At 66.9% G+C, this 13,238-nt stretch carries 11 protein-coding genes; 9 read left to right on the forward strand and 2 right to left on the reverse strand.

Annotated elements, in window-relative coordinates; translation table 11 throughout:
* From AAF184_15650 to katG, 9 genes are all read left to right on the forward strand, one after another.
* A partial coding sequence (locus AAF184_15650; GenBank protein MEO0423772.1) for a WecB/TagA/CpsF family glycosyltransferase occupies positions 1-686 on the forward strand: 686 nt, incomplete at its 5' end.
* Positions 683-1,273: a sugar transferase gene (locus tag AAF184_15655; protein ID MEO0423773.1), complete on the forward strand. Its 591-nt coding sequence runs from the start codon at positions 683-685 to the stop codon at positions 1,271-1,273. The genes AAF184_15650 and AAF184_15655, both read left to right, overlap by 4 nt.
* Positions 1,274-1,401: 128 nt before the next feature.
* Positions 1,402-1,953 (forward strand): heme NO-binding domain-containing protein, encoded by a 552-nt coding sequence (locus tag AAF184_15660; protein MEO0423774.1) that lies wholly within the window; start codon positions 1,402-1,404, stop codon positions 1,951-1,953.
* The gene (locus AAF184_15665; protein MEO0423775.1) at positions 1,946-4,150 is read left to right on the forward strand and encodes an ATP-binding protein; all 2,205 of its coding nucleotides are present in this window, start codon (positions 1,946-1,948) and stop codon (positions 4,148-4,150) included. Before AAF184_15660 ends, AAF184_15665 begins: the two co-directional genes overlap by 8 nt.
* A 29-nt stretch (positions 4,151-4,179) precedes the next feature.
* The gene (locus AAF184_15670) at positions 4,180-5,577 is read left to right on the forward strand and encodes a sigma-54 dependent transcriptional regulator (GenBank protein MEO0423776.1); all 1,398 of its coding nucleotides are present in this window, start codon (positions 4,180-4,182) and stop codon (positions 5,575-5,577) included.
* 160 nt (positions 5,578-5,737) lie between these two features.
* Positions 5,738-6,985, forward strand: a complete 1,248-nt coding sequence (locus tag AAF184_15675) for a polysaccharide biosynthesis/export family protein (protein ID MEO0423777.1) — start codon at positions 5,738-5,740, stop codon at positions 6,983-6,985.
* Positions 6,982-8,391, forward strand: a complete 1,410-nt coding sequence (locus tag AAF184_15680; GenBank protein ID MEO0423778.1) for a hypothetical protein — start codon at positions 6,982-6,984, stop codon at positions 8,389-8,391. The genes AAF184_15675 and AAF184_15680 overlap by 4 nt, the downstream gene beginning before the upstream one ends.
* Before the next feature lie 25 nt (positions 8,392-8,416).
* A complete protein-coding gene (locus tag AAF184_15685) occupies positions 8,417-9,649 on the forward strand; it encodes an O-antigen ligase family protein (protein MEO0423779.1) in 1,233 nt (410 codons plus the stop codon).
* Between the two features lie 106 nt (positions 9,650-9,755).
* Positions 9,756-11,918, forward strand: a complete 2,163-nt coding sequence (gene katG, locus AAF184_15690) for a catalase/peroxidase HPI (protein MEO0423780.1) — start codon at positions 9,756-9,758, stop codon at positions 11,916-11,918.
* A 159-nt stretch (positions 11,919-12,077) separates the two neighbouring features.
* Here the strand turns inward: katG and AAF184_15695 are convergent, their stop codons facing one another.
* A complete protein-coding gene (locus AAF184_15695) occupies positions 12,078-12,599 on the reverse strand; it encodes a hypothetical protein (protein MEO0423781.1) in 522 nt (173 codons plus the stop codon).
* A gap of 59 nt (positions 12,600-12,658) precedes the next feature.
* The gene (locus tag AAF184_15700) at positions 12,659-13,177 is read right to left on the reverse strand and encodes an ankyrin repeat domain-containing protein (protein ID MEO0423782.1); all 519 of its coding nucleotides are present in this window, start codon (positions 13,175-13,177) and stop codon (positions 12,659-12,661) included.
* Positions 13,178-13,238: the final 61 nt, after the last annotated feature.

Genomic DNA, 13,238 nt, shown 5'->3' on the forward strand with positions numbered 1-13,238 from the left:
GCGGTGCGAAACGCCGCTACGCGTTCGTCAACGCCCACGGCTACAACGTGATGTGGGGATCTGCGTCCTACCGCGAGGCGCTCGAGAGCGCCGATGCCTTGTTCCCCGACGGCACGGGCGTGCGTTGGGCGGCGCGCTGGGCGGGCGAGCGCGCCGACAATCTGAACGGCACCGACATGTTTCCACTCCTGTGCCGTGCGGCGCGCGATGCGGGCTTATCAGTCTTTCTCTTAGGGGCACGCCCAGGCATCGCCGAGCGCGTGGCCCAGACGGCGGGCCGTCTCGCCCCGGGGCTTCGTATCGCCGGCACCCACCACGGCTACTTCGACGCCGACAGTGCCGAGGAAAGGGCGGTGATCGATCAGGTGAATGGCTCCGGTGCGGACATCCTGCTGGTCGCCACGGGGGTGCCCCATCAGGACGAGTGGCTGGCACGCCATCACGCGCACCTGAGTGTGGGGGCCGCCCTCGGGGTGGGAGGACTGTTCGACTTCTACTCCGGTCGCATCCCGCGGGCGCCCCGTTGGTTGCGCGAGCTCGGTGGAGAGTGGCTGTTCCGCCTCTACCAGGAGCCCATGCGACTCTTCCGTCGCTACGTGGTGGGGAACCCCGCATTCCTGGCGCCAGGGCGTTGTGGTTGGCGCTGGTCCACCACGGCACCCGTTGGCTCGACTCCGCAACCGTGAAGCGAACGATCGATGTGGTCCTGAGCGCCGGTGCGCTGCTCGCCCTGAGCCCGCTACTGGCCGTCATCGCATGCTCGATTCGCCTGACCAGCAGGGGCCCGGTGCTGTTTCGCCAAACCCGCACGGGCGTGGGTGGCAAACCCTTTCAGATGTTGAAGTTCCGCTCCATGTACGTCGACGCCGAGGCGCGTCGCGCGGCGCTCCTCGCGCAGAACGAGCGCGGCGATCAGCGTAGCTTCAAGATGCACCATGACCCCAGGGTCACCCCCATCGGTCGCCTCCTGCGCCGAACCTCACTCGATGAGTTGCCGCAGCTAGTGAATATTCTCGTCGGTGACATGGCGGTGGTAGGTCCGCGCCCGGCGATCCCGCGGGAGGTCTCCTACTACGACCAACGCGCGCTCAGACGCCTCGACGGCAAACCTGGACTGACCTGCACCTGGCAGGTGTCCGGACGGGCGCTGATCGGCTTCGAGCAGCAGGTGGAGATGGACCTCGACTACCTTCGCCAGCGCTCCTTGCGACTGGACATATCGATCCTGCTACGCACCGTGCCCGCCGTCATCTCCGGTCGCGGCGCTATGTAAGCCCTTGAAAAGTGGCGTTGAACTGTGAGATTTGGCAAAAACACCGGGCCAGTCACATCTTTGGGTCGGACACTTCTATACCGTGTCGAAAGTGTGATTCAGGCCTCAACCCAGGGGGCGCGAAGCGAATGCGCGGGCTGATATTTACAGAGTTCATGGACTACGTTGAGAGCCGCTTCGGGTTGGCGCGTGCTGAGGCCGCGCTCGACGCCGTGGCGGCCAGCGACGGCGGGGCTTATACCGCCGTCGACAACTACCCTGCGCAGGAGCTCTACGCGATCCTGGCGGCCGTCGCGCGCCAGGAAGAAGAGGACGCCGAGGCGTTGCTGGTGGACTACGGCCGCCACCTCTTCAAGGTCTTCCTGAACGGTCACCCCGAATACTTCGGCAGCCTGGCGAGTACGCCAGCGCTGATGGAGCGCGTCGAAGATCACATCCACATCGAAGTGAAGAAGTTGCACCCAGATGCTAAGCCGCCTCGCTTCCGAACCCAGGGCGGCAACGGCGAGTGGACCGTGCACTACTACTCCCACCGCCCCCTCCACGCTCTTGCCCACGGTCTGATGGAGGCCTCCGCCGTTCACTTCGGTGAGCGCCTGCGCATCGTGCGCGAGGTGGCGGACGGGGCCCAAGACCTGCAGGCCATATTCCGCCTGCTCGACCTCGATGCCCATGCCTGAGTCGACCCCCAGCACCGAGCTGCTCGAACGCGCGCTGCTGCGCGAGCGTCGGGCGCGCAAGCGCGCCGAGCAGTTGCTCGAGCTCAAGAGTCGCGAGCTGTTCGAGAGCAATCAGAGCCTCGAGCAAGCGAGCGTTCGCCTGAACAAGAAGGTGCTGCAACGAACGCTGGCCCTGGAGGCCGAGCGCAAGCGAGCGCAGGACGAGGCGGAGTTCCTCACCACCACCCTGGATGCGATCAGTCAGGGGGTGAGCGTCTTCGACTCGCAGCTGCGCCTGCGCAATTGGAACAAGAACCTCTCGGTGATATTGAGCCTGCCGCCAGATCTGCTGCGCGAGGGGCAGTCCCTGCAGGAGTTGTTGCTCTTCTGCGCCGAGCGGGGTGACTACGGCGAGGGCGATCCGCACACCTTGATGCATGAGCGCCTCACGACGCTCAAGCAGCGGCGCGAGCGCGGTCAGTACCAAGAGGTGAGTCAGCGCGCCAACGGCAAGCACATCGCCATCAGCAGCCGCGTGCTGCGCAACGGCGGCATCGTCACCACCTACTCTGACATCACCGAGCAGAAGCGCACCGAACACACGCTGGTGGCGCAGAAGCATGCCCTGGGCGAGCAGGTGGCGCAGCTGCAAACCCTCGGTCGCTCCCTCGAGGAAGCGCACGACATGGCGCAGTCGGCGAACCGCGCGAAGTCGCGCTTCGTGGCGATGATCAGCCACGACATCCGCACGCCTGTGAACGGCCTGCTCGGCACCTTGACCTTGCTGGAGCAGACTGCCCTCGATGACGAGCAGCAAGAGCTTCTCTCCCTTTCCCTGGACTCCGGTGAGCAGCTACGGGGTTTGCTAGCGGACCTCATCGAACTCAGCCAGGCGGATGCCGGCGCGATCCGCTTGGAGAGCACCCGCTTCGACCTGCCGAAGTTCGTCGACAAGGTAGCTGCGACCTGGCGCGCCGCGGCGGTGAAGAAGGGCCTTACCTTCGACACCACCATCAGCGGCGACCTCCCCCACGTCGTCGTTGGCGACGCTGGGCGCGTGCGCCAGATCCTCGAGAACCTGCTCTCCAATGCGGTGAAGTACTCCACCGACGGCGGCATTCGCCTGCACGTCGATCGGGTGGGTGGCCGGGTGCGCTTTCGCGTGGAGGACACAGGCTACGGCATCGCCCAGGAAGATCAGCGACGGCTCTTCGATCACTTCACGCGCGTGGGGCAGTCGGCGCGAGGCATCCGTGGTTTCGGGTTGGGATTGGCGATCACCCGTCACCTCGTGGAATTGATGAAGGGCGAGATCTCCCTGGAGAGTGAACTCGGCGTCGGCAGCTGCTTCACTGTCGAGCTACCGCTCCCCGAGGTGCGCAACGAGCGCGACGAGGCGGAGCCGGTGCGCTGGAGTGAACGCCGCCTGCGCAACGCCGCGGGAGAGCCGCCCCGCGTGCTCGTGGCAGAAGACCTCGCGACCAATCAGCTCATCGCCAAGGCCTACCTCGAGCGCATGGGCGCGGTGGTGGAACTCGCGGACAACGGGCAGGAGGCGATCGACGCGGTCGCCGCCAAAGCTTACGACGTGGTGCTGATGGATGTGGACATGCCCATCGTGGGCGGCTTCGAGGCTATCCGCCGCATTCGGTCCATGGCCGGGGTACGCGCCGACCTGCCCATTATCATGGCGACGGCCTTCGCCGACGCCGATACGCGCCTGCGGTGCAGTTTCATGGATGTGCAAGGCTTCGTGGAGAAACCGATTCAGCCCCACCTTCTGTGGGAAGTGGTGCAGTGCGCCCTGACGCCGACGCTGGATCTGGACAAGCCGGACGAGGTGCAGGAGACGGGCGAGGGCGATGGCATCGACCGCACCGTCCTGAACGAAATGCTGGAGGGCCTCGCCGGTGAACCAGCGGCCGGGTTGATGCAGATGGCCTCGCGCGATATGGGGCAGATGCTCGAGGCGATCGAGGTGGCCACGGAAGATCAACAGCTGGCGCATGTAGCGCACAAGCTCAAGAGCCTCGGCGGCAGCTTCGGTGCCGTGCAAGTCGGGGAGCTCGCCCGTCAACTCGATCGGGCGTGTCGCCGCGGCGATGCGGACCCGGCCGCGGTGGCGGCGATGCGCAAGGAATTGTTGCAGGAAGGTCGTCGCGCCCTCGGCGCGCTCAACCGCTACCGGGAGGAACGATCATCGCTCGCCGCGTCCTGATCATCGAGGACACCCCTTCGCTGGCTGCGTTGCTCGCGGCCCATCTCGAAGGCGGTGCCTACCAGTGCACGCTCGTGGAGTCCCTGAGCGATGCCCGCCGGGCGATCGCCGAGCACGACTACGATGTGCTGTTGCTCGATCTGCAGTTGCCCGACGGCGACGGCCTGGACCTCGCCGAGACCCTGCGTCGCGATGAATACCCGGCTGCCGTGGTGGTGATCACCGCGGACGGCTCCATCTCGCGCGCGGTGGAAGCGATGCGCCGCGGGGCGCACGACTTCCTGGTCAAACCCGTCTCCAAGAGCCGGTTGCTCACCACCGTCGACAACGCCCTGCAGCTGCAGTCCCTGCGCCGCGAGGTCACCGCCTATCGGCGAGAGAAGCCGGTAGGTGAGTACCACGGCTTCGTCGGTGGCTCTCTGGTCATGCAGTCGGTATACCGCGCCATCGAGAACGTCGCCCAGTCGAAGGCGACCGTGTTTATCTCCGGCGAGAGCGGGACCGGCAAGGAAGTGGCGGCGAACGCCATCCACCGGGCCGGGCCACGCGCGTCGGGACCCTTCGTGCCCCTCAACTGCGGCGCCATCCCCAAGGACCTCATCGAGAGCGAGTTGTTCGGTCACCTGAAGGGCGCGTTCACCGGCGCCATCGCTGACCGGCCCGGCGCGGCGCTCTCCGCCCACGGCGGCACCCTGTTCCTGGATGAGATCTGCGAGATGGACGTGCAGCTGCAGACCAAGCTCCTGCGCTTCCTGCAAACCTCACTGATCCAACCGATCGGGGGCAATGAGCTGCGCGAGGTGGACGTGCGGGTGATCTGCGCGACCAACCGCGACCCGATGGCCGAGGTGCGCGCCGGTCGCTTCCGCGAGGATCTGTACTACCGCCTCAATGTGCTGCCCATCGCCCTGCCGCCCCTGCGCGATCGTGGCGATGACATCCTGCAGCTGGCCCGCACCTTCCTGCGCGCCTTCGCCGCAGAGGAGCACCGCGAGTTCGAGGACTTCGATGCGCAGGCGACGACGCTGCTCGCCGAACACCGCTGGCCCGGCAACGTGCGCGAGTTGCAGAACGCGGTTCGCAATATCGTCGTGTTGAACCAGGGCACCCACGTGACCGCGCCCATGGTGCAAGCGGTGCCGGGCTTCGGTGAGGATCCACAGGGTCAGGTGACGGCCCTCGTCGGCGCGTCGAACGCCGCGCCGCTTGCTTCGGGCGCCGCCGCGGAGGTCGATGCGCAAACGCCTGTCGCCGCACGTACCGGCTACGTGCCCCTCGGCGGCAAGCTGCGCGACATCGAGCGCCAGGTGATCGAGGGCACCCTGGACATGGTGGACGGCTCCGTGCCGCAAGCCGCGAAGATCCTGGGCGTGTCGCCCTCCACCCTGTACCGCAAGCTCGAAGGCTGGAGTCGCCACGCCAGCTAGGCGCTGACGCGCGGGTGCGTCTCGCACATGGGGCTTCGCGAACGGCGAATTCCGCCCGTTGCGAAACGCAAAGGCGATCCCTAACGCGTTGATTGCAAAGCCGGCGTTGTGCTGGCACGGGCCTTGCTCCTAAGGACTACAGTTGTCTTGGAGCGATGCCATGTACCCACCGAACCTCCGTCTGTTGCTGCCAGGCCTCGTCGCTGGTCTGGGTCTCCTGGGGGGATGCGTCAGCGCCGTGCAGGCGCCGAGCAACCTATACGAGGCCTCCCTGGGTGACGCGCCCTACATGGATGAGCGTGTGTCCTTCCGCCGTGGGGCGGCGCTCGCCGTGGAGGAACTCGACGCCCTCAACCGCGATGCCTGTCGCGAGGCGGCCCAACCCTCGTCCTACCCCGAGGCGGCGTACACGCCCGTCGACGTGGCGACCAGCATCGATCTCCCCCTGTCCCCGGGGGACATGGTGCGGGTCAGTATCGAGGGCGATGAGCTGCTGTCCGGCACCTACGTGCTGGCCCCGGACGGTCGCTTGCACATCCCGCACCTAGCGCCTTTGATCGCTTCGGGATTTCGCCCGTCCGACGTGGAATCCATGCTGGCCGCGATGCTGGTGGCGGAGCGCTTCTATCGCCAAGGTGCGCTGCGCCTGAGCCTGCAGGTGGTGGACTACGGACCGGTCCAGGTGTTCGTTTCCGGCGCCGTGTTCGGCCCCGGCATGCGGGAGATCAACGTGCGTCGGGCGGAGGATCAGCCCGAGGCTCGCCTCGACGCCCCCGGTGACGCCCCCGGCGGGCGGCGCCTGAGCGTGGCCCTGCAGGCCGCGGGGGGCGTGCGGCCGGATGCGGATCTGGCGAACGTGGTCCTGACCCGCGCTGGACGTCGTCGCATCATCGATCTTCGCGGTGCCCTGGACGGTGCCCCCTTCGACGACCTACCCCTGATCGCCGGGGATCAGGTGCACGTGACGAGCCGCGCGTGCTTCCAGCCGGAGCTCGCGCGACCGAGCGCCGTGACCCCGCCGGGCATCCGCGTGTTCATGTCCAACCTCACCCGGCCTGCACCGGGCAACGCCCTGGCCGCGATCGGCCGCGACGCCTGGTCGCTGCCCTACGGCACCCGCCTGCTGCAGGCCTTGGTGTCGGCGAACTGCGTAGGCGGCACGCAAGCCACCAATGCCAACCGCTACGCCGTGCTGATCAGCCGTAACCCCCTCACCGGGCGCAGCGAAGTGATCAGCCGCCCGGTTGAAGCACTCGTTAGGCGGGCGGACCGGGACGGCTTCGACCCCTACCTGCTGCCGGGCGATGCCATCGCCTGCTACGACAGTGCCGTGATCAACCTCGGCGATGTGCTGGCCGGCGCCTGGGGCGCCTCGCGGGCCCTGGGCCTGCCAGGCACCGGCGGATGAAGACCTTCGCGCTCAAGGCCTGGCGTTGGCTGCGCTACGGCTTCGACCCCACCGGGCGCAGCCGTCGCTACGTGAGCACCACGTTGCTGACCTTGAGCGTGGTGTGGGCCGCGGTGACCGCCTACTGCGTGCTCGCCCCGGCCACCTACACCAGCCGCTTCTCCTTGCTGCTGCCCGCGGCGGGCGTCAGCACCACCTTGCAGCTCGAGAGTCTGGGGCAGGCCGTGTCGTCGACCGCATCCCCCTACGCCTCCTCCAGCCTCTCGCCCACGGAGAAGTACAAGCGGCTCATCGTCGCCGATCAGACCCTCGCCATCGCCGCCGCTGAAGTGGGCATCACGCTCGAGCGCTTTCCGAGGCCGCGCGTGGAGCTGGTCGACCAGACCGAGTTGATCCACGTGGAGCTCACCGGCGCGACGGCCGAGCAGGCGCGTGAGCTGGCAGCCGCGGTGGAACGCGCCTTTTCGGCGGAGCTCGAGCGCCTGCGCGCGGGCGAGGCCAAGATCCGCGAACGCACGATGCGCTCGCTGGTGGGCGAGTTCGAGGAGAAGGTAGAGCGCGCGCGACGCGCCGTGATCGAGTTGCAGGTGTCGGGGGAGGTGGCGTCCGTGGCGCAGTACGACGCCACGGTGGCCACCCTGGAGCAGCTGCGTTCGCGGGCGCTGGAAGTACGCGCCGCCCTGGCCAAGGCCCGCGCCATGGTGACGCGCTTGAGCGAGGCGCTGGGGATCGACGTGGGCGCGGCGTCGCGCGCCTTCGTGCTGCAGGCCGATACGCAGTTTCAGGATCTCCTCATGCGCTTCACCCGCGTGTCCGGCGAGCTGCGCGAGATCAGCGGACGCTTCGGCGAGCGTCATCCCCGCCGGGTCGCTTTTATGGCCGACTACAACGCCCTGGTGGACTCGCTCAGCGCCCGTGGCGCCACCCTCACCGGGCTGGGCTCGGCGGTGATCCTTCGCCTCGTGGACCTGTCGGTGAGTCAGCAACGCGCTCGGCTGTTCGAACAGTTGGTGGACGGCGAGGCGAAGCGTGCAGGCTTTGCGGCGGAAGAGGCGGAGCTCGTGCGCCAGATCGAGCATCAGCGCCGTCGCGTGACGCAACTCGCCGAAGACGCCGGCGAGTTGGCGCGCCGCGCGCGGGAATTGCAGGTGGCGGAGGCTGTGTTCGCCTCGGCCCTCGCGCGCCAGGATGTTAACAAATCCGATTACTTCGCTTCCTACCCAATGGTGCAGCTGCTCGAGGCACCTACCTTGCCCCGCAAGCCCTCGGGGCCGAAGCGCAAGTTGGCGGTGGCTGGCGGCGTGCTGGCGAGTGTGATGCTCGTGGCATCGATGCTGCTCGCCTGGCTGCGACAGCCGATCCTGGCCCTGCTGATCGATCGGGTGACCGGCCGTGTCGCCGACTGATCGCCTCTCGCCCGCCGAATGGTGCGTGAGCTGGACCATCCGACTCACCTGGCTGTTCTACGCGGCCGGCGCCCTATACATGGTGGGGCCAGTGCTCGGGTGGACCTTGGCCGGCTTGGTCTTCTTAGGGCGCTACCTCCACGATGCGTTGCCCGCACGCTGGCGCGCGCGCCCCGTACCCTTCACCGTCTGGATATGGCTCGGCGGCATGGGCGCCATGTGGGTGGCCCTGGTGATCGGTCACACGCAGTTCGACCTCGGCCTTGGCAAGACCATCAAATCGTCCGTGGGGTGGGCGAAGGGATGGGCTTTGCTGGCCCTGTTCCCCCTGGCCGGTGCGTGCCTGTCCATTCGCCCCGCGGTGATCTACCGGGCCTGCTGCCATCTCGCCTTGCAGACCCTGTGCCTGCTCCCGGTGATGCTCATGGCGCCGAAGCTCGGACTGCCGGAGGCCATCTACACCTCGCCCCTGAAGGCCCTCGGTGGCCCCGGCCCGGAGTTCTTCACCCTTCAGCTGTACATCACCGATCCCGAGAGCGGTGCGCCGCGCTGGCAGTTCTTCACCCCGTGGGCGCCGGCGGCGGGAATGATGGGCGTGGTGATGCTGATCTGCGCCTTGGAGGAGCGAGACAGGCGATGGTTGTCGATAGGTGTGGCAGGCGCCCTGGCGATGATCTTCCTGTCGAAGTCGCGCATGGCCTTGGTGGCCTTTGCGTTGATCTGGCCCACCGCACACCTGGTGGCTCGCGCCCGTTCTCCCCGCCTGTGGGGCGCCGGCGGGGTCGCGGCCCTTCTCGCGGGCTTGATCGCCAATCCCCTGGTGGTGGCAGCTCGCGATGGCGTGGCGGCCTTCAAGGGCGCGCGGGCCGACAGTACGCGGGTGCGTGAGACCCTCGGGCGCATCGCCGTAGACCGCTGGTGGCACGAGGCCCCGTGGTTCGGCCATGGCATCGTGGAGCGCGGTCCCCACCTGGTGGAGTACATGCCGATCGGCAGCCATCACAGCTGGTACGGACTGCTCTTCGTAAAAGGAGCCTTCGGCGCCCTCGCCTTGGCCGTGCCCCTGCTGGTCAGCTCCCTCGAGTGCGTGCTGCGGGCCCAGGTGCAGGCGAGCGGGCGGGTGGGATTCGCCGTGATTTTGATGATGTTTCTCTACAGCTTCGGCGAGAACCTGGAGATGCTCGTGTATCTCTTCTGGCCCGCCAGCGTATTGCTGGGCGTCTCGCTCGCCGTTCCTGGGGCGGTTACTGATAGCTAGAAGTGATCATTTCGTCTCAAATAATCGATTTCCGCTAACGTAGCGTTTCTTGCGATGCTGGCAACACTGGAATTACCCGTATTCGTTCTGCCAGAGGAGCCGGAACATGAGCAGCCCTGCCAAATGCCCCGTCATGCACGGGGCGCACACCCAGGTCGAGCAGTCCAACGACAAGTGGTGGCCGAACGCCCTGAAGCTGGACATCCTGCATCAGCACGATCGCAAGACCGATCCCCTCGATGAGAGCTTCAGCTACCGCGACGCCCTGAAGTCCCTCGACGTCGACGCCCTCAAGGCCGACCTCGAAGCCCTGATGACCGACAGCCAGCCCTGGTGGCCGGCGGACTGGGGTCATTACGGCGGCCTGATGATCCGCATGGCCTGGCACGCGGCGGGTACCTACCGCACGAGCGACGGTCGCGGCGGCGCCGGCACCGGCAGCCAACGCTTCGCCCCCCTCAACTCCTGGCCCGACAACGGCAACCTGGACAAGGCGCGCCGCCTCCTGTGGCCGATCAAGAAGAAGTACGGCAACCAGGTGAGCTGGGCGGACCTGCTGATCCTGGCCGGCAACGTGGCCTACGAGTCGATGGGCCTCAAGACCTACGGCTTCGCCTTCGGTCGCGAGGACATCTGGCACCCGGAGCAAGACATCTACTGGGGCCCCGAGGGCGAGTGGCTCGCGCCCAGTGAGCAGCGCTTTGCTAACGAAGATGCTGAGTCCCTCGACGGCTCCCTGGCCGCCGTCCACATGGGCTTGATCTACGTCAACCCGGAGGGTCGCGACGGCAAACCAGATCCCCTGAAGACGGCGCACGACGTGCGCGTGACCTTCGCCCGCATGGCCATGAACGATGAGGAGACGGTGGCCCTGACCGCCGGCGGCCATACCGTGGGCAAGGGCCATGGCAACGGCGACGCCAGCACCCTCGGCCCCGAGCCCGAAGGCGCGCCCGTGGAGGCGCAGGGCTTCGGGTGGATCAACCCGGCGGGCAATGCCAAGGCCAGCGAGGCCGTGACCAGCGGCATCGAGGGGGCCTGGACCACCCATCCCACGCGCTGGGACAACGGCTACTTCAAGATGCTCCTCGAACACGAGTGGGAGCTGAAGAAGAGCCCCGCCGGCGCCTGGCAGTGGCAGCCCGTCGACATCGCCGAGGAGGACATGCCGGTGGACGCGACGGATCCGAGTGCTCGCCGCATGCCCATCATGACCGATGCGGACATGGCGATGGCCAAGGACCCCGAATACCGCAAGATCTCCCAACGCTTCCACGACGATCCCGCGTACTTCTCGGAGACCTTCGCCCGCGCCTGGTTCAAGCTCACCCACCGCGACATGGGTCCGAAGGCCCGCTACGTCGGCCCGGAAGTGCCGGCGGAGGATCTGATCTGGCAGGATCCCGTGCCCGCGGGCAACACGGCCTACGACGTGGATCAGGTGAAGGCGAAGATCGCCGCCGCCGGTGTGCCCCTGGCCGACCTCGTGGCCACGGCCTGGGACAGCGCGCGTACCTTCCGCGGTTCGGACAAGCGCGGCGGCGCTAACGGCGCTCGCATCCGACTGAGCCCGCAGCGAGACTGGGAAGGCAACGAGCCCGAACGCCTGGCGCGGGTATTGGGTGTGCTCGAGCCTATCGCCGAGGCGGCCGGTGCGAGCGTGGCGGACGTGATCGTGTTGGCTGGCAACGTTGCCGTCGAGCAGGCCGCCAAGGCGGCGGGCGTCGACGTGAGCGTGCCGTTCGCCCCGGGTCGCGGCGATGCCACGGACGAGGCGACGGACGCCGAGTCCTTCGCCCCCCTCGAGCCCAAGTTCGACGGCTTCCGTAACTACGCCCAGGCCGCCAGTCAGCACGCCCCGGAGGAGCACCTGCTCGATCGCGCGCAGCTGCTCGGCCTGACGGCGCCGGAGATGACCGTGCTCGTCGGCGGTCTGCGAGTGCTGGGTGCGAACTACGGCGGCGGCGCCCACGGCGTCTTCACCGATCGCGTGGGCACCTTGAGCACGGACTTCTTCGCCAACCTCACGGACATGGCCTACGAGTGGAAGCCGGCGGGCGAGGGCACCTACGAGCTGCGCGACCGCGCGTCCGGCAAGGTCGTGTGGACGGCCACGCGCGTAGACCTCGTGTTCGGCTCCAACTCGGTGCTGCGCTCCTACGCGGAGGTGTACGCCCAGGACGATGCGAAGGAGAAGTTCGTCCACGACTTCGTACGCGCCTGGACCAAGGTGATGAACGCCGATCGCTTCGATCTGCAGGATCGCTAAGGCGCGGCAACCCACCTCGTGCCATCGCCCTCGCGATGGCGCGCGGGGATGACCACCCGCCCGCGAGGGGGTTGGGATACCGCTCCGCTGGCGGGTGTGTCATCAGCCTCGATGGCGGCCGTGTGTAAACGCGGTCGCCATCTTCTCATCAGCTGCTGGTCAGGGATCGCCGCGCCCGCGGCCCAGCAAGCCCCTTCCCCAGCTGAGCAACTTGCGCCAGATGCCAACCTCCCAGACGAGTAGCCTTGCCACCCAAGGCGGCATCTCGCTTTCAGCACTGACTCGGTGGGCAGCCTCACCTTGCGAACTACCTGACCTGATGGCTTCAAAGAGCAGGCGTACGATGGCGAGTTCGAGGAGCACGAGCACCAACAGCCCGACGTACCGGAGCGGCGCAACGTATTCGAGCAGCACCCGTTCTGACTCTGGAATGAGCTTCGCCGCGATCCAGATACCGAGACAAGCCAGTCCCAGGCCACGAACCAGACTGGCTTTTCCCTTCCCGCGGGAGTGAAGCAGATACAAGCAGGGAAGCAGAACGACGAGGTCGATCAGCAGGCCGAGCTCTACCGAGCGTGTGATTGGGCCTAGCTGCGCCACCACGACATCCACGGCCACGATTGCAGCGGCGAGCGGTACAAACCAATGGCGCGCGCGATTAGAGTGCGTTCCGACCATCATCCGTATCTCCCCTGTTCGACGTTCCGCCAGCTTAACTAGACCCACCTGCGAAGCCGAGGTTACGCAGTGTCTCCGACGGACAAGCCGGCTTCTCGTAGAACACCCGCTACCGCTGAGTCTGGGGTGACGTGTAGTTCGAGATCGTAGGGGCCGAAGTAACTCGAGAGGTCTTCACCGCCAGCAACCTGTTTGAGCAAGTACATGACGACTTCCAACTGATCTGAGGTCGCCGCCTGAGCAAGGGGCGTCGAGCCCAGGTGGTTCTTCGCCCTGGTGTCGGCTCCGTGAGCCACCAGGTACGCGCACAACTCGAGGTATCCCAGTGATGCTGCTTCGCCCAGAGGTGTGTTGCCGAAGTGCGTCCGTGGGTCCACTTGAGCACCCCGAGACCTCAGCCACTCGACGAGCTCCCGCTCGTCTTCGACCGCAAGCCAATGCAAGACCGTTTCCCCGACCCCATCTCTGGCCTCCAGAGACGCGGGATCGCTGCGAATCAACTCATCAGCGAGTGAGAGATCCCCATCCAGCAGGGCAGAGCGCAAGGCGTAGAAACGCGGATCTGGCGGCGGGCTATCCATACTAGCCCACTGGCTCGATATCACTCGGGAAACCCGACGCCAGCTCCCAGCCTAGCTCCTG

Source organism: Pseudomonadota bacterium (assembly GCA_039815145.1).
GTDB lineage: Bacteria > Pseudomonadota > Gammaproteobacteria > Steroidobacterales > JBCBZW01 > JBCBZW01.

Bases quoted from the DNA above. Each gene is read 5' to 3' on its own strand.
- AAF184_15665 (MEO0423775.1), top strand. From the start codon at position 1,946: ATGCCTGAGTCGACCCCCAGCACCGAGCTGCTCGAACGCGCGCTGCTG.
- AAF184_15680 (MEO0423778.1), top strand. From the start codon at position 6,982: ATGAAGACCTTCGCGCTCAAGGCCTGGCGTTGGCTGCGCTACGGCTTC.
- AAF184_15700 (MEO0423782.1), bottom strand. From the start codon at position 13,177: ATGGATAGCCCGCCGCCAGATCCGCGTTTCTACGCCTTGCGCTCTGCC.
- AAF184_15660 (MEO0423774.1), top strand. From the start codon at position 1,402: ATGCGCGGGCTGATATTTACAGAGTTCATGGACTACGTTGAGAGCCGC.
- AAF184_15675 (MEO0423777.1), top strand. From the start codon at position 5,738: ATGTACCCACCGAACCTCCGTCTGTTGCTGCCAGGCCTCGTCGCTGGT.
- katG (MEO0423780.1), top strand. From the start codon at position 9,756: ATGAGCAGCCCTGCCAAATGCCCCGTCATGCACGGGGCGCACACCCAG.
- AAF184_15695 (MEO0423781.1), bottom strand. From the start codon at position 12,599: ATGATGGTCGGAACGCACTCTAATCGCGCGCGCCATTGGTTTGTACCG.